Raw genomic sequence first — 18,978 nt, forward strand, 5'->3', positions numbered from 1 at the left:
TCTCATATAAATGTCTAGTGATAATGGCAAAGAGGTCACACCCGTTCCCATACCGAACACGGAAGTTAAGCTCTTTAGCGCCGATGGTAGTTGGGACTTTGTCCCTGTGAGAGTAGGACATCGCTAGGCATTTTTATTTTGCTTTTTTTATCATCGCGGGGTGGAGCAGTTCGGTAGCTCGTCGGGCTCATAACCCGAAGGTCGCAGGTTCAAATCCTGTCCCCGCAACCAACATGGTCCCGTGGTGTAGCGGTTAACATGCCTGCCTGTCACGCAGGAGATCGCGGGTTCGATTCCCGTCGGGACCGCCATTTTTTAGAAACGAAACAATGTGTTTCGTCTTTTTTATTGTTTGAACCATTTTTATATAAAACTTTACCGTCCTTAGGAGCAATCCTAAGGAATTTTTTATATACAAAGAAATTTCTTTATAGAATTGCGATGTTAAAGATTGTTGGATTTCTTACTGGATATGTATAGTCCACAACGTTTACAATATATATATACAGATTGAAATGAGGTTCTGAATGAATGACAGAGATTAACGAATTTACGTTTATGTCTACGTCTCCTGATGAAACTAATCAGCTGGCTGCTCGTCTAGCAACTTTATTAGAAGCTGGTGACGTGTTGCTGCTTGAAGGCGATTTGGGAGCTGGAAAGACAACATTCACAAAAAGTTTAGCTAAAGGATTAGGAATTGAACGCAATGTGAATAGCCCAACATTTACTATCATCAAAGAATACAAAAGCGGTCGCCTTCCTCTTTATCATATGGATGTGTACCGTCTAGGGGATGAATTTGAAGACTTAGGGTTCGATGAGTATTTCGAAGGAGATGGCGTGACGGTCGTGGAGTGGGCTCATCTTATTGAAGAGCAGCTTCCTACTGAATATATTCAAATCAATATTTATCATGAAAACGAAACGACTCGTAAAATCCTTGTAAAAGCGATAGGCAGTCGGTACGTTGAAATATGTAAGGAGCTTTTTAAAAGATGAAAATGTTAGCTATTGATACATCCAATTTTGTCATGGGTGTTGCTGTCGTTGAAGAAAATAAAGTAATTGGAGAAATTGTTACGAATCTAAAAAAGAATCACTCCGTTCGTGTGATGAACGCCGTTGAATCTTTATTAAAAGATTGTGATATTGCGCCAAGCGAGCTAGACCGTGTTGTAGTGGCACATGGTCCTGGATCTTATACAGGTGTACGCATTGGCGTTACCATTGCCAAGACACTTGCTTGGGCTTTAAATATTCCTTTAATAGGTGTATCTAGCCTTGAGGCCCTAGCAGCAAACGGTCGTTATTTTGATGGATATATTGCTCCGTTATTTGATGCGCGCCGTCAGCAGCTTTATACGGGACTATATAAATGGAATAACGAACGAGGTCTTCTAGAAGTTGAAAGTGATCGACTTGTTATTAATAAGGAGTGGGCAGAACATTTAAAGTCATACAACAAGCCTATTTTATTCATAGGCAATGATCTTCCTATGCATGAAGAGGCGTTAAAAGAAGTGTTGGGTGAACAAGCTGTATTTGCTCATGTTCAGCAGTTTAATCCAAGACCAAGTGAATTGGCTTTTTTAGGAATGAAGAAAGAGCCGCAGTCTGTGCATACTTTTGTTCCGAACTACATTCGTTTAGCTGAAGCCGAAGCCAATTGGCTTGCTTCACAGCAAAAAGGATAAAAGAAGGTATAACATGAAACTAACAATTAAGTTTCGTTTAATGGAAGTTAAAGATATTGACCAAGTAGTGAAAATCGAAGAGAAGTCTTTTACGACACCTTGGAGTTCAGAAGCGTTTCAAAATGAATTAACCAATAATCAATTTTCAACTTACATTGTGATGGAAGAAGGAGAAAATATTATTGGGTATTGCGGAACGTGGATTGTTATTGACGAAGCACATGTAACCAACATTGCGCTATTGCCAGACTACCGAGGCAAGGGACTCGGTGAATTGCTGTTGAGAAATGTGATGGACGTTCTTCGAAAACTAGGTGCTACGTCAATGACATTAGAAGTTAGGGTATCTAATCATATTGCACAATCATTGTATCAAAAGCTAGGTTTTAAACCTGGAGGTATTCGTAAGAATTATTATTCCGATAACAATGAGGATGCATTAGTTATGTGGGTGAATTTATGAATGAAAATCAATTAATTTTAGCATTAGAAACAAGCTGTGATGAGACAGCCGCAGCCGTTATTCGAAACGGTCATGAAATTGTAGCCAATGTGGTGGCCTCTCAAATAGAAAGCCATAAACGATTTGGCGGTGTCGTACCGGAGATTGCATCTCGTCATCATGTGGAACAAATTACGGTAGTAGTTGAAGAAACTTTAAATCAAGCGAACCTGACGTTTGCAGATATTGATGCAATAGCTGTAACGGAAGGACCAGGGCTTGTGGGAGCACTTCTTATTGGCGTAAATGCAGCCAAAGCGCTAGCATTTGCACATCAAAAGCCATTAATTGGTGTTCATCATATTGCAGGACATATTTATGCGAATCAGCTAATTAAAAAGTTAGAATTCCCGCTTTTATCGCTAGTTGTATCTGGAGGGCATACGGAGCTTGTATACATGGAAAGTCACGGTCAGTTTAAAGTGATTGGCGAAACAAGAGATGATGCAGCAGGAGAAGCCTACGATAAAGTGGCCCGCACGTTAAACCTTCCATATCCAGGCGGACCTCATATTGACCGTCTTGCACATGAAGGAGAGCCGTTAATTGATTTGCCGCGTGCTTGGCTAGAAGAAGGATCCTATGATTTTAGTTTCAGTGGGTTAAAATCAGCAGTTATTAACACTGTCCACAACGCGAAGCAAAAAGGTGAAGAGATTCTTCCACAAACACTTGCTGCTAGCTTTCAAGCGAGTGTCATTGATGTGTTAGTAACTAAAACAGTTAAAGCTGCGAAGGAATATAACGTTAAGCAAGTTTTATTGGCAGGAGGAGTTGCTGCTAATAAAGGGCTTAGAGCAGCGCTAGAAGAGGCATTTGAATCCATGTCAAATATTGAGCTTATTATCCCGCCGCTATCTCTATGTACGGATAATGCCGCAATGATTGGAGCAGCAGCAAGCGTAAGATTTGCTCAAGGAAAACGTTCAGACATGTCATTAAATGCAAACCCCGGTTTGGACTTGGAAGAGTAAAAGGCGGATGAGATTTATTTCTCATTCGTTTTTTTTGTGGATAAAAATGATTTATCAACAATATTCAATAAATTTAGAATTGACTGTGGATAATTATGTGGAAAAGTCCGTGCACTTAGTACACGGACCTGTTATTAACAAGTTTTAATTATGAAAATCAGACAGATATCCACTATTTATTCACAGAGTGGATAAAGCTTGCTCTTAAGCGTATGAACAGGTGAATAGTACGAAGAGATACGAAAAAATATAGGCTATTCTTCTAGAAGCAGCTGTAATTCTTCCCACTCTTCCATTAATGTGGATAACTGAGAAGAAATTTTTTCATTTTCACCGTTTAATCTTGATACTTCTTCGTGATTTTGATAAATTTCAGGGTCACAAAGAAGTTCTTCATTCTCCGCTTGTGCGGCTTCTAATTTGTTTATTTCAATTTCAATTTCTTCAATGCGGCGCGTTCGCTGCCTCATCAATTTCTTTTGTTCTTTATCTTGTTTATAGGACTGTTTATCTACTTTTACCGTACGTTCTTCGTTTGCTTTTATATTTTCTAATTCTTTGATTTCCTCTATTTCTGCTTTCTTTTCTACATAATAGTCATAATCTCCAAGAAATTCTTCTACCCCTTCAGGAGATAGCTCTGCTATTTTGTTGGCAATACGATTAATAAAATAACGGTCATGTGAAACAAATAATAGAGTCCCCGGGTAATCAATTAACGCATTCTCTAGTACTTGTTTGCTATCTAAATCAAGGTGGTTAGTAGGTTCATCCAAAATTAAGAAGTTAGCTTTTTGAAGCATAAGTTTCGCAAGAGCCAAACGTGCTTTTTCACCACCGCTAAGCGTCGAAACGATTTTCAGTACATCATCACCTGAAAACAGAAAGTTTCCAAGCGCTGTACGGATTTCTTTTTCAGGTTTGGATGGGTAGTCATCCCAAAGCTCATTTAAAACGGTTTTATTAGACGTTAAATTGGCTTGCTCTTGGTCGTAATAACCAACCATTACATTTGAGCCAAAAGAAATAGTTCCAGTCTTGAAGCTGAGTTTATCCACAATACCTTTTAATAAAGTTGATTTCCCAACGCCATTAGGGCCAACCAACGCGAGGCTTTCACCTTTTTTAATGCGAAGGTTTGCCTGCTGGACGACATAGTTGTTTTCATCATATCCAATAGACACATCTTCGAGATTTAAGACTTCATTTCCGCTTTGACGCTCAATTTCAAAAGAAAAACTAGCTGATTTTTCACCTTCGTTAGGTCGATTTATTAACTCCATTCGATCGAGCTGTTTACGTCTGCTTTGCGCACGTTTTGTAGTCGATGCGCGGGCGATGTTTCGCTGAATAAAGTCATTCAATTTTGCGACTTCATCCTGCTGTTTTTCGTACTGACGCATTTCTTTTTCATATCGCTCTGCTTTTTGTACAAGGTATTTAGAGTAGTTGCCCGTGTACTTCACCGTTGTTTTTTGTGTGACTTCATACACTTGGTTTACGACTTTATCAAGGAAGTAACGATCATGTGAAACGATTAAAATAGCTCCTTCATACCCTTGCAGAAACTGTTCCAGCCATGCTAAAGTTTCAATATCTAAGTGGTTGGTAGGCTCATCCAGAATAAGCAAATCAGGCTTTGTTAAAAGCAGTTTTGCAAGAGCCAGGCGCGTTTTTTGTCCACCGCTCAAGGAGGAAATAGGGGTGCTGTAGTCAAAGTTTGAAAAACGGAAACCGTGAAGAATAGATCGTGTATCCGCTTCATATTGATAGCCGCCTAAATCTTTAAACGTTACTTGAAGCTGATCGTACTCTTTGGTTAGTTTTTCGTATTGAACTGAATCATTAAAAATGTCTGGATCACCCATCTTCGTTTCAAGCGTACGTAATTCTTTTTCCATCTTCTTTAATGGAGCAAAGACAGTCATCATTTCTTCCCATATGGAGAGTGTTGACTCAAGAACTGTATCTTGTCCCATATAATCAATGGAAACACCCTTGGGTTTAATAATTTCTCCGCTGTCATAGGAAAGCTGCTCAGCAATAATTTTTAATAAAGTTGATTTACCAGCACCGTTTCGTCCCACTAAGGCAATGCGGTCTTTTGATTGTACTTCTAACTTTATATTCGATAAAATGGGTTCTGCCCCATAGTATTTTGTAATACCGTTCAATTGTAGAATAATCATTTTTTCACCTCTAGTAGTATATCCATAGTGTATTTTAACACATTTTTAACTACAAGTTCTTCCTACAAGCGTTTGTAATTTGTAGAGGGACAAGGACAAATGATGAAGCGAATGTTTTGATTCATGAAATAAAATGATTTTACCTGCACATTTTATACAGGATACTATGTTAAAATAAGAGATAAGTGCATCTCTGAACTTATATATGATGGATGTAAAAAACCCGTCATGACTACCAAACCGATCCTTTGAAGGGCTAATTGCTTCGTTCTAGCTATCGACTTTAAGTAGTGCTGGATAGACAAAAGCCGTCGAGGTTTGAAGCGGAGTATATATAAAACAAGAGAAAAGAGAGAGAATTGGAAGCGCTACCTCAAAGCGGTTGATGCTTTGTGAAAGGTAATGCAATATGACTTGAAAATGTTAGTAATGACATACATGAACTGAGGGGGTACAACGTGAACACTGAACAATTAAAAATACCACAAGCAACGGCTAAACGATTGCCGCTTTATTATCGTTTTTTGAAAAATTTGCATGCTTCTGGTAAACAGCGTGTGTCGTCAGCAGAGTTAAGTGAGGCAGTGAAAGTGGATTCTGCTACTATTCGTCGAGACTTTTCTTACTTTGGTGCATTAGGAAAAAAGGGATACGGCTACAATGTGAATTATTTACTTACATTTTTCCGTAAAACGTTAGACCAAGATGAAGTAACGAAAGTAGCACTGATTGGCGTAGGGAATCTAGGAACGGCCTTTTTAAATTATAATTTTATTAAAAATAATAACACTAAAATTGAGTGCGCTTTTGATGTGATAGAAGATAAAGTCGGTACGAAAGTAGGCGACGTGCCAGTCTATCACCTTGACCAATTGGAAGATTATATGAGTGATGACATCTCAGTAGCGATTTTAACCGTTCCAGCCACTGTTGCTCAGCAAATTACCGATCGTTTAGTGAGTTGCGGAATTAAAGGGATTTTAAACTTTACTCCTGCACGCTTAAACGTACCGGATGAGATACGACTCCATCATATTGATCTTGCTGTAGAATTACAGTCGCTTGTCTACTTTTTGAAAAATTATCCTGTTGAATAAGGCGGACTGTGTTACGATTTCCTTAAGTCTAAATTAATAAGGAGAGTGGGAATATGGGGATTGGAGCAGGCAGTTGGATTATTATTGCGATTGTAGCACTGCTTATTTTTGGACCGAAACGGTTACCGGAGCTAGGAAGATCAGTGGGCCAAACGCTTAGAGAGTTTAAGCATGCCGCTAGCGGTGCATCAGAAGATCGTGAAAAAGATAAACAGCGTCAAGTAGATGACAAAGAGTAAAAGGGTGATCATAGTATGACCGAACAAGAAATGTCAATATATGATCATATAGGAGAGCTGCGAAAACGCATTTTAATTGTTTTATTTTTCTTTGTGATTGCCACAATTGGCGGCTTTTTTATAGCGGATAAGGTCATTGTCTATTTACAGCATGCTGATGAGGCAAAAAATTTAACGATGAATGCATTTAGACTAACAGATCCAGTTAAGATTTATATGCAATTTGCTGTTATTATCGGCTGTGTACTTGCAGCTCCTGTTGCACTGTATCAACTCTGGGCATTTATTAGTCCTGGTTTATATGAAAAAGAGCGTAAGGTAACGCTTGGATATATTCCTGTTTCCATTTTTCTCTTTATCGGCGGTGTCTCTTTTTCTTATTTTGTGTTGTTTCCATTTGTCGTCGATTTTATGACGCGCGTTTCTGATGAGCTGAATGTAAACCAAGTGATTGGCATTAATGAATACTTTTCTTTTTTAATGCAGCTCACACTGCCTTTTGGCCTGTTGTTTCAGCTTCCTGTCGTCGTAATGTTTTTGACGAGATTAGGAATTATAACGCCTATGTTTTTATCTCAAATTCGAAAATATGCCTATTTCGTACTGCTAGTTATTGCCGCACTTATTACACCACCGGAATTGCTCTCGCACATGATGGTGACAGTGCCGCTCTTAATTTTGTATGAAATCAGTATCATTATCTCCCGCATTTCGTATCGCAAAGTGTTAAAGGCAAGGGCAGAGCAAGAAAGAGAAGATGTTAGTATGTAAAAAAACCACTGAAACAGTGGTTTTTTTATTTAGATGAATCATCTTGATTTTTATATTGCTGCTGCAATTTTTTAATTTTGTAGTGCAAGATAAAGATGCGAACCGCAAACCTGAAATCGAATGCGGCTACGAGTGCAAATAAGATTGTGGGGAAATTCCAAACGGTTTCCTGAGCATTTTGAATTGCCAAGTAGGTGAATAAAATCCCCATAATAATATAAATAAACCCTCGTGTTAAAGGGATATTCTTCATAAAAACATGCCTCCAAAAATAAACTGCATTTGTTCTGCTTGTTTTTGCATTTCTACAATTTTATCTGCAAAAATAGTTTGAGATAAAATAACGATTGTATTCATCAAAACATGAGCAATAATAGGTACAACAATTAGTCTCGTTCTTGCATAAAGGAATGCAAATACAAATCCCATGGCTGTATACACAAGTAAATGTTTAAAATCCCAGTGTACCGCAGCGAAAATAAGGGAACTAATAAATGCAGAGATAAAGAAATTGTATCGTTTGTGAAGAGAGCCGAAAATAATCTTTCGGAAAATAATCTCTTCTAGTATTGGTCCAATAACAGACGTAACGACAATAAGGAACGGTGTTGCTTTAACAAGATTAACAATATTTTGTGTGTTTTCAGATACTTGGGTAATGCCAAGAGCGTGCTCAATCATACCTGCTACAGCTTGACCAGCCATAGCGAGAAACACCCCAAGGACTGACCAGACAACAGCAATCGTTTTTCCAGCATGTTCTATACGCATGGACATGTCACGGCGCAGCAGCAGTAAGACAATAAGTAAGCCAAGGATAAAGCTAATGATAGTCCAATAAGTCAAAAGCATGACATTCGCTGTTCGAACTGGATAGTCATCAAACATTCCTGTTAATTTTAACAGCGGTATACCAACAACTCCTGAAAACTGCATAAGGATGTAGGTGAGGATAACATACCAATAACGTTTTTCCAATCTTCTATACTCCTTTAAAAGGTTTTTATGTATATATGTCGAAGAAGTACTGTAAAGTTAGTAATTTCTTCTTGCTCGTATTGTAACATACATATTATTGAACAGAGAAAAGAATGCTTTATTTCTCAAAATCGTCGAAATCTAAGACTATTATATGTAGTTGTCGTAAATTTTAAATTTTTTTGTTTAATACTTGCAAAAAAAACCCACTTTGTTTTAATATAATAATTGTGTTAGCACTCGTTGAGGTTGAGTGCTAATAAAAATGCAAACATATTATTTGAGGAGGTTGTTTCACTTGTTAAAGCCATTAGGTGATCGCGTAGTGATTGAACTTGTAAAATCTGAGGAAAAAACAGCAAGCGGTATCGTGTTACCGGACAGTGCAAAAGAAAAACCACAAGAGGGTAAAATTGTTGCTGTTGGTACAGGCCGAGTATTAGAAAGCGGTGAGCGTGTAGCTTTAGAAGTAGCTGCGGGCGATCGTATCATCTTCTCAAAATATGCGGGTACTGAAGTGAAATACGAAGGTACTGAATACTTAATTTTACGCGAAAGCGATATTTTAGCTGTAATCGGCTAATTTTAACCACAGACTTATCATACGTAAAAAATAGATTATTAAGAACATCTTGAGGAGGTCAAAGAACATGGCAAAAGACATTAAATTTAGCGAAGAAGCGCGTCGCGCAATGCTACGTGGTGTAGATACATTAGCAAATGCTGTAAAAGTAACGCTTGGACCAAAAGGTCGTAACGTTGTATTAGAAAAGAAATTCGGTTCACCGCTTATTACAAATGACGGTGTAACAATTGCAAAAGAAATCGAATTAGAAGACGCATTTGAAAACATGGGTGCTAAATTAGTAGCTGAAGTTGCTAGCAAAACAAACGACGTTGCTGGTGACGGTACAACTACTGCCACAGTTTTAGCGCAAGCAATGATCAGAGAAGGTCTTAAAAACGTAACGGCTGGTGCTAACCCAATGGGTATCCGTAAAGGTATGGAAAAAGCAGTAGCTGTAGCGGTTGAAGAACTAAAAGCAATCTCTAAACCAATTCAAGGTAAAGATTCAATTGCTCAAGTAGCGGCTATCTCAGCAGCTGACGAAGAAGTAGGTCAACTAATCGCTGAAGCAATGGAACGCGTTGGTAACGACGGCGTTATCACACTTGAAGAATCAAAAGGTTTCACAACTGAATTAGAAGTGGTAGAAGGTATGCAGTTTGACCGTGGATATGCATCTCCTTACATGGTAACTGATTCAGATAAAATGGAAGCTGTATTAGATGATCCATACATCTTAATCACAGACAAAAAAATCGGTAACATTCAAGAAATCTTACCGGTATTAGAGCAAGTTGTTCAACAAGGCAAGCCTCTATTAATCATCGCTGAAGATGTAGAAGGTGAAGCTTTAGCAACATTAGTTGTGAACAAACTTCGCGGTACATTTACAGCTGTAGCTGTTAAAGCTCCTGGTTTTGGTGATCGTCGTAAAGCAATGCTACAAGACGTTGCTATTCTAACAGGTGGAGAAGTAATTACTGAAGAGCTTGGTCTTGACTTGAAAACTGCAGGCATCGATCAATTAGGTCGCGCTTCTAAAATTGTTGTAACAAAAGAAAATACAACAGTTGTAAACGGTGCAGGAAACGCAGAAGATATCCTAGCACGCGTAAACCAAATCAAAGCTCAGCTTGAAGAAACAACTTCAGAGTTTGACCGTGAAAAATTACAAGAGCGCTTAGCAAAACTTGCTGGTGGCGTGGCTGTAATTAAAGTTGGTGCGGCAACTGAAACTGAGTTAAAAGAACGTAAATTACGTATTGAAGATGCATTAAACTCTACGCGTGCTGCGGTTGAAGAAGGTATCGTAGCTGGTGGTGGTACTGCATTAGTAAATATCTATAATAAAGTAGCAAGCATCGAAGCTGACGGTGACACTGCTACAGGTATCAACATCGTATTACGTGCGATTGAAGAGCCTGTACGTCAAATCGCTCACAATGCTGGTTTAGAAGGATCAGTAATCGTTGAACGTCTAAAAGGCGAAGCAGTTGGAACTGGATTCAACGCTGCAACTGGCGAGTGGGTAAATATGCTAGACACTGGTATCGTTGACCCAACAAAAGTAACGCGTTCAGCTCTTCAAAATGCTTCTTCTGTAGCGGCTATGTTCTTAACAACTGAAGCAGTTGTTGCTGACAAGCCAGAAGAAGGCGGAGCACCTGCAATGCCTGACATGGGCGGCATGGGTGGAATGGGCGGCATGATGTAATACTGCCCTCTCTGAAAAAGCGACCAAGTACTCACTTGGTCGCTTTTTTGCGTGCGTTAATATTTTCAGATTTTTTTAAAATTTGTTAAGATAGTACTATGTTTATTGGAAAACTTACTAAACTCAAGGCTTAACTGAGTTTTAAGGGGGAGCTTCGTTGATTCAGCTCGATCATATTAATAATAAATTAAACCAAGTATTAGAAAACATCGATCAAATTGTGATTGGAAAACGTCACGTATCTACGTTGAGTTTGGTTGCTTTGCTTGCCGAGGGCCATATTTTGCTTGAAGATGTACCGGGTGTAGGAAAAACGATGCTAGTGAAGGTGCTGGCCAAATCAATTGATGCCGAATTTAAACGAATTCAATTCACGCCTGATTTGCTGCCATCCGACGTAACAGGTGTTTCTATTTACAGTCCAAAAGACATGGAATTTCATTTTCGTCCAGGTCCTATCATGAGCCACATAGTACTCGCTGATGAGATTAACAGGACTTCTCCTAAAACACAATCGGCGCTTTTAGAAGCAATGGCTGAACATCATGTAACAACCGATGGTATCACCCGGGAAATTCGGGCGCCTTTTTTTGTGATGGCTACTCAAAATCCTGTTGATTTTGATGGGACCTATCATTTGCCGGAAGCGCAGCTGGATCGTTTTTTATTTAAATTAAGCATGGGGTATCCTACGCAGGAAGAGGAGCTTCAAATTTTAAATGGCGTATCGACTCAAGTTAATCTTGAAGATGTCAAACCCGTTATGAGCGTTCCAGAATTAGTACAGGCTCAAAAAGCTGTAAGCAGTATTTATGTAGATGATGTGATCAAGCACTATATCATTGAAATCATTCGCAAAACTCGATCTCATCCACATGTTTCGTTAGGTATCAGTCCTCGTGGAACGGTTTCCTTTATGAAGGCCGTTCAAGCATATGCGTTAGTAAAGGGAAGAGATTACTGTCTTCCTGATGATGTTCAAGAGCTTGCTTCATATGTGTGTGCACATCGATTAACGCTAAGACCTGATACTCAGTACAGCGGTTTAACAGCGAGTGATGTGATGAAGCAAATTATGGCTGATACGAAAGTACCTGTTAAAAGGTAAGAGGATACGTTATGAAACAGTATATAAAAGTGATATGGAACAAAGGTAGAGACTGGTTCGTTTTATTCTGCATCTTTGCCGCTACGTTTTCTTACGCCATGTTTCAAGGAGGCTTTGTCAGCTGGTTTTTATTTTATAGCTTCTTACCTTTTGGGTTATATGCGGTAGCCATTTTGCTTTATCCGTTGAAGAAGTTGAATGTTACTCGTGACATGAAGATACAGCCTCGATTCGCTGGAGATCATCTTTCGTATGATATTCACATTACACGCTCCTCGGCTTTTCCTGTTTATATGGCAGCAGTGAAAGAGGAGAGTAACCTTTTAGATCAAGAAGAAAGAACAATTTATCCGCTTTTTCAACGAAACGCCGTTATTCCGTATGAAAGATCTTTTGTAGAAAGAGGAGAATATGAATTTTTTACGATTTCGATTGAATTGAGTGATTTGTTAGGAATTGTAAAAAAGAAGGCGTATTATCCCCTGCAGCAGCGATTTATCGTTTATCCTCAGATTCATGAGATAGATATTCCGTTTCTTTTAGCGGGAATAGAAGAAGGGAAAAATGAAGTTTCGACGGGAAATCAATCTACTACGTTAGTGACAGGCGTTAGAGAATATCAGCCGGGTGACCGATTAGGGTCTATTGATTGGAAGGCGACGGCCCGTAAAGCTACGTTGATTTCTAAAGAGTTTGGTCATTATCATGAACGGAGCATGATTATCATCGCAGATGTTATAAGCTCTCTATACTTTGAAGAACGAATGAGCTTTCTGGCATCCATGCTCATTCATGAAGAAACCAAGCGTAAAAAAGTTGATTTTCTTTTAGCTGGAGATGCAATTTTTTTACCAAAAACCTCTGAACAAAGTGAGACTGATAACCTGTTGCATTACTTAGCACGTGCACAGCCTAGTAGCAATCGAACATTCGAAACAGAATTTAAGAATATTGCCATTCAAAAGCAGCATTCTTTTATGGTCATTGTCAGTCAGGTTACAGGGACTCTTATTGGGCAAGTTCAATCTAAGCTGAGTTTCCATGCTAAGGCGTCACTAATTGTTGTTAAAGATGCAGGAGCAGGGCTTAGTGACGAAGAGGCCGTTATTGTAAATGGAATACAATCTTCTGCTTTAACGATTGAAGTCGTTAATATTCCACTTCCTCTATCATCTAAAGGAAGTGAGGGCGGAAATAAGTGAATAAATCAGCTTGGTATGTAAAAAACATCTTATTGTACGCGGGAGCTTTCTTTTTATTAGTGGAATGGCTTCTCCCTTTAAACGAAGTGACGGATACCAATCAAATTCAGTACTTTATCCTGTTTGTTGCTTACTGTTTTTTGTGTTTAACGTTTCGCTTGCCGTTTATCGTGATGACGTTAGGGAGCATGTTGTTTATTTTGTTTTCACTTCACAATCTTTATTTTCAAGGGGCCTTCTTTTCTTCAGACTGGCTTCCGAGACTGTTGGAAATTCTTCAGTCAGATGTACAAAGTATTATGCAGTGGGATATAGCGAATTTATCATTTGAAATGAGGAGCACTTTATTTTTTGTGCTGCTTTGGATTATGGCTTATTTAATTCGATATTGGATCTTTTATCAAAAAAGAATTTTCTTCTTTTTCTTCTTAACCATTTTGTATATTACCGTGTTGGATACCTTTTCTACTTACGATGCGGGAGCTGCTATTATTCGCGTAACGATTATCGGATTTTTATTAGTAGCTATGCTTCGCATAAATCCTGAACGTATAAAAGCTGCGAGCACTGAGCGTTTAGAAAATAGAAAACGATCGTTTCTTTTTCTAGGCAGCTTTTTAGCTATTGTCATTGTGCTGGCTTATCTCGCTCCTAAACCAGGGCCGCAGTGGCCAGATCCCGTACCTTTTATCACAGCGCATACAACAAATCAAGGGCAGGGAGAATCTGCAAGCGGTCAACGAATTGGCTATGATATGGACGATTCTAAATTGGGGGGATCGTTTGTCAATGATGATACGGTTGTGTTTACAGCCAAAGTAGAGGATGAGCACTATTGGCGTATTGAAACGAAGGATGTTTATACAGGTAAGGGGTGGGAGCTGTCTAAAGAGGAAGAAAAAGTGCCTTTCAAAGGAAATGAAAACTTACTGCCTCAATATGACGCAAGTGTAGCAGGACAAGTAAGAAAAGCAGAAGTTACCTATTCGCAGCCTTCTGTTCATCTTATGCATATTCCTCAACTGCTGTCGCTAACCTTAAAAAATGGCATTCAAACCGATGTTACACCGACAAATGAAAAATTATATCCTTATCAAAATGACAAGCTTGTTACTGTTCAATCGTATGAGCTGACGTATAAATATCCTGTATTTGATATTGGAATTCTTCAGCAAGCAGAGGAGAAAAAGGCAGAGAGTCTAGAGAATAATAACGAATTTATAGCAAGGTATACACAGCTTCCTGCTAACTTGCCGAAACGAATAAAGGATTTAGCTCGTGAGGTAACAAAAAATAAGAACAATCGTTATGAAAAAGCAAAAGCCGTTGAAGAATACTTCCAATCCAATCCATATGTATATGATACTGAAAATGTTCCAATCCCTACGAAAAATAAAGATTATGTGGATCAATTTTTATTTGATACAAAAAGAGGGTACTGTGATAACTTCTCTACTTCTATGGTCGTGCTGCTTCGTTCATTAGATATTCCTGCTCGGTGGGTAAAGGGCTATACAGAAGGTGATGCCACCGTCATTTCAGGAAGTAGTAAGTGGACAACCTATGAAATTACACAAAATAATGCTCATTCTTGGGTCGAAGTCTATTTTCCAGGAGCGGGTTGGGTACCTTTTGAACCAACAAAAAGTTTTTCTAATCCTTATGATTTTGTAGATAGCCAACCTAACAACTCTAGTGAAAATAGTCAAAGGGAAGAAGAGAAACAAGAAACGCAGGTGAAGGAGCAGCCTAAGGAAAAAGAGCTTCCGGCACAAGAAGAAAAAGCGAAAGGAAAAACAGCTTCTCTTCAAAATGCTAAGCTGTCTATGAAGTGGAAAGTGCTTTTCTACGGACTGATGGTAGTTATGTTAATAGTAATATATCTCAATCGATTTAAATGGTTTTTACCTTTTTATATCTCTTTTTATAAAAAGCAAGACAGTGTGGAAACCTTTGAATCAGCGTATGCTTTTTTACTTAAAAGACTCGCTGCAAATGGACTAAAGCGGCAAGAAAGTCAAACGCTGCGCGACTTTGCAGGAGAAGTAGACGAAAAATTAAATACGGTAAATATGCTACAATTAACGGAAAAATACGAGCGGGTTTTGTATCGAAATGCAGATTCCATAAAAGAATGGAAAGAGTCGATTGAATTGTGGGAAAATTTAATCAAAAAAACGAGTTCTTGACCATTGTTTCGCGGATTGATAGAATATTCTCGAACTTACTATAAATGTTTCGTATACCTTCATATATCCTCGATAATATGGTTCGAGAGTCTCTACCGGGTCACCTTAAACGATCTGACTATGAAGGCAGAACAGTCTATTTGACGATAAGCGTCGTGCTCAACTAGACTTCTGCCTTTGTTTTTTGAGGGAGAAGTCTAGTTTTTTTTATATTTTAGGGCATAATAACAAGTGATTATTTACACATTCGGAGAGGTGAACAAGATGGAAGGCATGATTGTTGTATTAGATTTTGGTAGTCAATATAACCAACTGATTACGCGTCGCATTCGCGAGTTCGGAGTATATAGTGAATTGCATCCGCACACAATTACAGCAGAAGAGATTAAAGCATTAAATCCAAAGGGAATTATTTTCTCTGGAGGTCCAAACAGTGTGTACGGTGAAAACGCATTTCACTGCGATGAAAACATTTTTGAATTAGGTATTCCTGTTTTAGGTATTTGTTATGGAATGCAATTAATGACTCATCATTTTGGCGGGAAGGTAGAAGGTGCTAGCCATCGTGAATATGGTAAAGCAGCGATTAACGTACAAAACGATTCATTAATGTACCATGAGTTGCCAAAAGAACAAGTTGTTTGGATGAGTCACGGTGATTTAGTTGTAGAAACACCAGCTGGTTTTGAAGTGGACGCAACTAGCCCATCTTGTCCAATTGCCGCAATGAGTAACAAAGAAAAGAATATGTACGGAGTGCAGTTCCATCCAGAAGTTCGCCATTCAGTGCACGGTAACCATATCTTAAAGAACTTCGTGTTTGAAGTATGTCATGCTGAAGCAAACTGGTCAATCGAGAACTTCATTGAAGTTGAAATGGATAAAATCCGTGAAACAGTTGGAGATAGAAAAGTACTTTGCGCACTTAGCGGCGGAGTAGACTCTTCAGTAGTAGCTGTATTAATTCACAAAGCAATTGGTGATCAGCTAACATGTATGTTCGTAGATCACGGTTTATTACGTAAAGGTGAAGCGGAAAGTGTAATGGAAACATTTAGCGAAGGCTTTAATATGAACGTAATTAAAATCGATGCAAAAGATCGCTTCTTAGAAAAATTAAACGGCGTATCAGATCCTGAACAAAAGCGTAAAATCATCGGTAATGAATTTATTTATGTATTCGATGACGAAGCTGCTAAATTAAAAGGGTTTGATTTCCTAGCTCAAGGTACGCTATACACAGATATTATCGAGAGTGGGACAGCTACAGCTCAAACGATTAAATCTCACCACAACGTAGGTGGATTACCGGAAGATATGCAGTTCGAATTAATCGAACCGTTAAACACGCTATTCAAAGATGAAGTACGTGCGTTAGGTTCTGAATTAGGTATTCCTGATAACATCGTTTGGCGTCAGCCTTTCCCAGGACCAGGTCTAGGTATTCGTGTACTTGGTGCAATTACGGAAGAGAAGTTAGAAATTGTACGTGAGTCGGATGCTATTTTACGTGAAGAGATCGCAAAAGCTGACTTAGAGCGCGATATCTGGCAATACTTTACGGTTCTTCCTGACATCCGCAGCGTAGGTGTAATGGGAGATGCTCGTACGTATGATTACACAATCGGTATTCGTGCTGTTACATCGATTGACGGTATGACTTCTGACTGGGCACGTATTCCTTGGGATGTGCTTGAAGTTATCTCAACGCGTATTGTAAACGAAGTTAAGCATATTAACCGCGTAGTGTATGATATTACAAGTAAGCCACCTGCAACAATTGAATGGGAATAATATGTAAGAAAACCGAACAAACGAACATTCTTTTATAAGAATGTTCGTTTTTTGTTGACTTTTTTAAAAAGTTAATGGTAGGATAGTAACATAAAACAGCGAGATATAGCTTTAATGTCGTATAATCTTGGGGATAAGGCCCAAAAGTTTCTACCGAGCTACCGTAAATGGCTTGACTACGAGAAAGTAATACATGTATGTATAAAAATCTTTTGTTTTTTTGGCTCATACATTTCTCTTTTAGTCGATTTTATGCCTTTACGCGCCATAGTGTAGAGGCATTTTTTATGGCTTGCCTAAGTGCATGCGGCTTCTATAAAGGGAGGAAAAAACGTGAAGAAGTATTTTCGTTTTGAAGAGCTGGGTACTAGCTATCGAAAAGAGTTTATAGCTGGCCTTACAACTTTTCTATCTATGGCTTACATTTTATTTGTTAATCCATCTGTGCTATCACTAAGTGATGTAAAGGATCTACCTGACAGTATGAGAATGGACCAAGGGGCTGTATTTACAGCTACTGCTTTAGCGGCAGCTTTGGGATCAATTGTTATGGGAGTGCTTGGCAGATATCCAATTTCATTAGCTCCAGGTATGGGATTAAACGCATTTTTTGCTTATACAGTTGTTCTGACGATGGGAATTCCATGGCAGACGGCTTTAACGGGTGTTATGATATCAGGTGTTATTTTTATTCTTTTAACACTAACAAGCCTGCGAGAAAAAATTATTAATTCTATTCCTATTGAATTAAAAATGGCTGTTGGAGCAGGTATTGGTTTATTTATTAGTTTTATTGGTATGAAAGGTGCCGGAATCATCGTCAAAGATGATGCTACATTTGTTGGACTGGGAGATTTAACTAACCCAACAACGTTACTTGCGGTTTTTGGTATTGTCATTACTATCGTATTAATGGTGCTTCGAGTAAATGCAGCTGTATTTATCGGTATGATTGTAACGGCTGTAGCGGGTATGGCTTTTGGTTTAATTGATACACCTAAAGCAGTTGTTTCATCAGTTCCTAGTCTTGACCCGACGTTTGGGGCAGCTTTTCAAAATATCGGTGATATCTTTACTGTAAAGATGCTAGTCGTCATTTTAACTTTCTTATTCGTTGATTTCTTCGATACAGCAGGTACGATGGTTGCTGTAGCGAGTCAAGCTGGGCTTATGAAAGATAATAAGCTTCCGCGAGCGGGCAGAGCGTTATTGGCAGATTCTAGTGCAATTGTAGTTGGTGCTGTTCTTGGTACCTCATCAACAACAGCTTACGTAGAGTCTACGGCTGGAGTAGCAGCGGGCGGACGTTCAGGATTTACTGCAATCGTAACGGCGGCGTTTTTCTTAGTTGCACTGTTCTTTTCTCCGTTGTTAGCGGTCGTAACACCAGCTGTTACTGCGCCAGCTTTAATTACGGTAGGAGCTCTGATGGTGTCAAACTTAGGAGAAATCAATTGGAAAGAGTTCGAAGTGGCAGTTCCGGCATTTTTCACGGTGATCATGATGCCATTAACGTACAGTATTGCAACAGGCATTGCGGTTGGTTTTATCTTTTATCCTATTACAATGTTATGTAGTAAGCGTGGGAAAGAAGTTCATCCCATTATGTATGCTCTCTGTATCATCTTCATACTTTATTTCGCGTTCTTAGCAGAATAGTTTAAATAAAAAAGCTCAGTTTAATGACTGGGCTTTTTTTTATGGTAAGATAAGAAAACTGCATAGCGGCTGGATAGCTATTGTAATAGACACTATTCAATCATTTTACTGAAGGTTTACTTCATTAACTTTTTTATTTATAAAGTTTTTTAGAAAAACGATTGACTCTATATATTATATATGGTAAATTATTAAATGTCGCTGATGAACAGCGCGGTTGAGAGAAGCATCTTAAAAAAAGATGTTGACATCAAATTGATAGAATGTTATACTAATAAAGTTGCTTGAGAGCGACGG

The 18,978-nt window shown here is 38.7% G+C and carries 17 protein-coding genes, 2 tRNA genes, 1 rRNA gene and 2 riboswitches; of the genes, 17 read left to right on the forward strand and 3 right to left on the reverse strand.

Annotated features, from left to right (window positions below; all coding sequences use genetic code 11):
* Positions 1 to 13 precede the first annotated feature (13 nt).
* The 7 genes from rrf to tsaD all read left to right on the forward strand — a co-directional run bounded on the left by rrf (position 14) and on the right by tsaD (position 3,173).
* A 5S ribosomal RNA gene (gene rrf / locus N178_RS24835) occupies positions 14 to 129 on the forward strand.
* Positions 130 to 154: 25 nt separating this feature from the next.
* Positions 155 to 231: transfer RNA gene (locus N178_RS24840), tRNA-Met, on the forward strand.
* A gap of 4 nt (positions 232 to 235) precedes the next feature.
* Positions 236 to 311 (forward strand) — tRNA-Asp (locus tag N178_RS24845).
* 220 nt (positions 312 to 531) lie between these two features.
* The gene (tsaE, locus tag N178_RS24850) at positions 532 to 1,002 is read left to right on the forward strand and encodes a tRNA (adenosine(37)-N6)-threonylcarbamoyltransferase complex ATPase subunit type 1 TsaE (RefSeq protein WP_045295511.1); all 471 of its coding nucleotides are present in this window, start codon (positions 532 to 534) and stop codon (positions 1,000 to 1,002) included.
* Complete coding sequence (gene tsaB / locus N178_RS24855) at positions 999 to 1,697, forward strand: tRNA (adenosine(37)-N6)-threonylcarbamoyltransferase complex dimerization subunit type 1 TsaB (RefSeq protein WP_045295512.1); 699 nt, start codon at positions 999 to 1,001, stop codon at positions 1,695 to 1,697. Before tsaE ends, tsaB begins: the two co-directional genes overlap by 4 nt.
* A gap of 13 nt (positions 1,698 to 1,710) precedes the next feature.
* Positions 1,711 to 2,160 carry a ribosomal protein S18-alanine N-acetyltransferase gene (gene rimI / locus N178_RS24860; protein WP_013055018.1) on the forward strand — a complete coding sequence of 150 codons (450 nt, stop codon included), beginning with the start codon at positions 1,711 to 1,713 and terminating at the stop codon, positions 2,158 to 2,160.
* Entirely contained in the window at positions 2,157 to 3,173 is a 1,017-nt protein-coding gene (tsaD, locus tag N178_RS24865; protein WP_045295522.1) for a tRNA (adenosine(37)-N6)-threonylcarbamoyltransferase complex transferase subunit TsaD, read from the forward strand. The genes rimI and tsaD overlap by 4 nt, the downstream gene beginning before the upstream one ends.
* A 254-nt stretch (positions 3,174 to 3,427) precedes the next feature.
* Here tsaD and N178_RS24870 read toward each other — a convergent pair whose 3' ends face one another.
* Positions 3,428 to 5,362, reverse strand: a complete 1,935-nt coding sequence (locus N178_RS24870) for an ABC-F family ATP-binding cassette domain-containing protein (RefSeq protein ID WP_045295513.1) — start codon at positions 5,360 to 5,362, stop codon at positions 3,428 to 3,430.
* Between the two features lie 458 nt (positions 5,363 to 5,820).
* Here N178_RS24870 and N178_RS24875 point away from each other — a divergent pair, with 458 nt between their 5' ends.
* From N178_RS24875 to tatC, 3 genes are read left to right on the forward strand one after another with little or no spacing between them, the layout of a single operon-like run.
* Complete coding sequence (locus tag N178_RS24875; protein ID WP_028410376.1) at positions 5,821 to 6,459, forward strand: redox-sensing transcriptional repressor Rex; 639 nt, start codon at positions 5,821 to 5,823, stop codon at positions 6,457 to 6,459.
* Between the two features lie 53 nt (positions 6,460 to 6,512).
* The gene (gene tatA / locus N178_RS24880; protein WP_013055022.1) at positions 6,513 to 6,698 is read left to right on the forward strand and encodes a twin-arginine translocase TatA/TatE family subunit; all 186 of its coding nucleotides are present in this window, start codon (positions 6,513 to 6,515) and stop codon (positions 6,696 to 6,698) included.
* Between the two features lie 15 nt (positions 6,699 to 6,713).
* Entirely contained in the window at positions 6,714 to 7,469 is a 756-nt protein-coding gene (gene tatC / locus N178_RS24885; RefSeq protein ID WP_013055023.1) for a twin-arginine translocase subunit TatC, read from the forward strand.
* 25 nt (positions 7,470 to 7,494) lie between these two features.
* Here the strand turns inward: tatC and N178_RS24890 are convergent, their stop codons facing one another.
* Both N178_RS24890 and N178_RS24895 read right to left on the reverse strand, forming a co-directional pair.
* The gene (locus tag N178_RS24890) at positions 7,495 to 7,722 is read right to left on the reverse strand and encodes a YdiK family protein (protein ID WP_013055024.1); all 228 of its coding nucleotides are present in this window, start codon (positions 7,720 to 7,722) and stop codon (positions 7,495 to 7,497) included.
* On the reverse strand, positions 7,719 to 8,447 hold the full coding sequence (locus N178_RS24895) for a CPBP family intramembrane glutamic endopeptidase (RefSeq protein WP_045295514.1): 729 nt from the start codon (positions 8,445 to 8,447) through the stop codon (positions 7,719 to 7,721). The genes N178_RS24890 and N178_RS24895 overlap by 4 nt, the downstream gene beginning before the upstream one ends.
* Before the next feature lie 298 nt (positions 8,448 to 8,745).
* Between N178_RS24895 and groES the strand changes: the two genes are divergently transcribed.
* The 7 genes from groES to N178_RS24930 all read left to right on the forward strand — a co-directional run bounded on the left by groES (position 8,746) and on the right by N178_RS24930 (position 18,681).
* Positions 8,746 to 9,030: a co-chaperone GroES gene (gene groES / locus N178_RS24900; RefSeq protein ID WP_013055026.1), complete on the forward strand. Its 285-nt coding sequence runs from the start codon at positions 8,746 to 8,748 to the stop codon at positions 9,028 to 9,030.
* A gap of 67 nt (positions 9,031 to 9,097) precedes the next feature.
* Positions 9,098 to 10,729 carry a chaperonin GroEL gene (gene groL, locus N178_RS24905; protein ID WP_028412700.1) on the forward strand — a complete coding sequence of 544 codons (1,632 nt, stop codon included), beginning with the start codon at positions 9,098 to 9,100 and terminating at the stop codon, positions 10,727 to 10,729.
* Between the two features lie 157 nt (positions 10,730 to 10,886).
* The gene (locus N178_RS24910; RefSeq protein WP_045295515.1) at positions 10,887 to 11,837 is read left to right on the forward strand and encodes an AAA family ATPase; all 951 of its coding nucleotides are present in this window, start codon (positions 10,887 to 10,889) and stop codon (positions 11,835 to 11,837) included.
* An 11-nt stretch (positions 11,838 to 11,848) separates the two neighbouring features.
* Entirely contained in the window at positions 11,849 to 13,039 is a 1,191-nt protein-coding gene (locus tag N178_RS24915) for a DUF58 domain-containing protein (RefSeq protein ID WP_045295517.1), read from the forward strand.
* Positions 13,036 to 15,228 carry a transglutaminase TgpA family protein gene (locus N178_RS24920; protein WP_045295518.1) on the forward strand — a complete coding sequence of 731 codons (2,193 nt, stop codon included), beginning with the start codon at positions 13,036 to 13,038 and terminating at the stop codon, positions 15,226 to 15,228. Before N178_RS24915 ends, N178_RS24920 begins: the two co-directional genes overlap by 4 nt.
* A 39-nt stretch (positions 15,229 to 15,267) precedes the next feature.
* A riboswitch (purine riboswitch) is annotated at positions 15,268 to 15,369 on the forward strand.
* A gap of 123 nt (positions 15,370 to 15,492) precedes the next feature.
* Positions 15,493 to 17,022: a glutamine-hydrolyzing GMP synthase gene (gene guaA, locus N178_RS24925; RefSeq protein WP_045295520.1), complete on the forward strand. Its 1,530-nt coding sequence runs from the start codon at positions 15,493 to 15,495 to the stop codon at positions 17,020 to 17,022.
* A gap of 97 nt (positions 17,023 to 17,119) precedes the next feature.
* Positions 17,120 to 17,221, forward strand: a riboswitch (purine riboswitch).
* Between the two features lie 134 nt (positions 17,222 to 17,355).
* A complete protein-coding gene (locus N178_RS24930) occupies positions 17,356 to 18,681 on the forward strand; it encodes an NCS2 family permease (RefSeq protein WP_013055032.1) in 1,326 nt (441 codons plus the stop codon).
* Positions 18,682 to 18,978: the final 297 nt, after the last annotated feature.

Origin of the sequence: Priestia aryabhattai B8W22 (genome assembly GCF_000956595.1) — a bacterium.
Lineage (GTDB): Bacteria > Bacillota > Bacilli > Bacillales > Bacillaceae_H > Priestia > Priestia aryabhattai.

Bases quoted from the DNA above. Each gene is read 5' to 3' on its own strand.
- guaA (WP_045295520.1), top strand. From the start codon at position 15,493: ATGGAAGGCATGATTGTTGTATTAGATTTTGGTAGTCAATATAACCAA.
- tsaD (WP_045295522.1), top strand. From the start codon at position 2,157: ATGAATGAAAATCAATTAATTTTAGCATTAGAAACAAGCTGTGATGAG.
- rimI (WP_013055018.1), top strand. From the start codon at position 1,711: ATGAAACTAACAATTAAGTTTCGTTTAATGGAAGTTAAAGATATTGAC.
- groL (WP_028412700.1), top strand. From the start codon at position 9,098: ATGGCAAAAGACATTAAATTTAGCGAAGAAGCGCGTCGCGCAATGCTA.
- tatA (WP_013055022.1), top strand. From the start codon at position 6,513: ATGGGGATTGGAGCAGGCAGTTGGATTATTATTGCGATTGTAGCACTG.
- tsaE (WP_045295511.1), top strand. From the start codon at position 532: ATGACAGAGATTAACGAATTTACGTTTATGTCTACGTCTCCTGATGAA.
- N178_RS24890 (WP_013055024.1), bottom strand. From the start codon at position 7,722: ATGAAGAATATCCCTTTAACACGAGGGTTTATTTATATTATTATGGGG.
- N178_RS24915 (WP_045295517.1), top strand. From the start codon at position 11,849: ATGAAACAGTATATAAAAGTGATATGGAACAAAGGTAGAGACTGGTTC.
- tatC (WP_013055023.1), top strand. From the start codon at position 6,714: ATGACCGAACAAGAAATGTCAATATATGATCATATAGGAGAGCTGCGA.
- N178_RS24870 (WP_045295513.1), bottom strand. From the start codon at position 5,362: ATGATTATTCTACAATTGAACGGTATTACAAAATACTATGGGGCAGAA.
- tsaB (WP_045295512.1), top strand. From the start codon at position 999: ATGAAAATGTTAGCTATTGATACATCCAATTTTGTCATGGGTGTTGCT.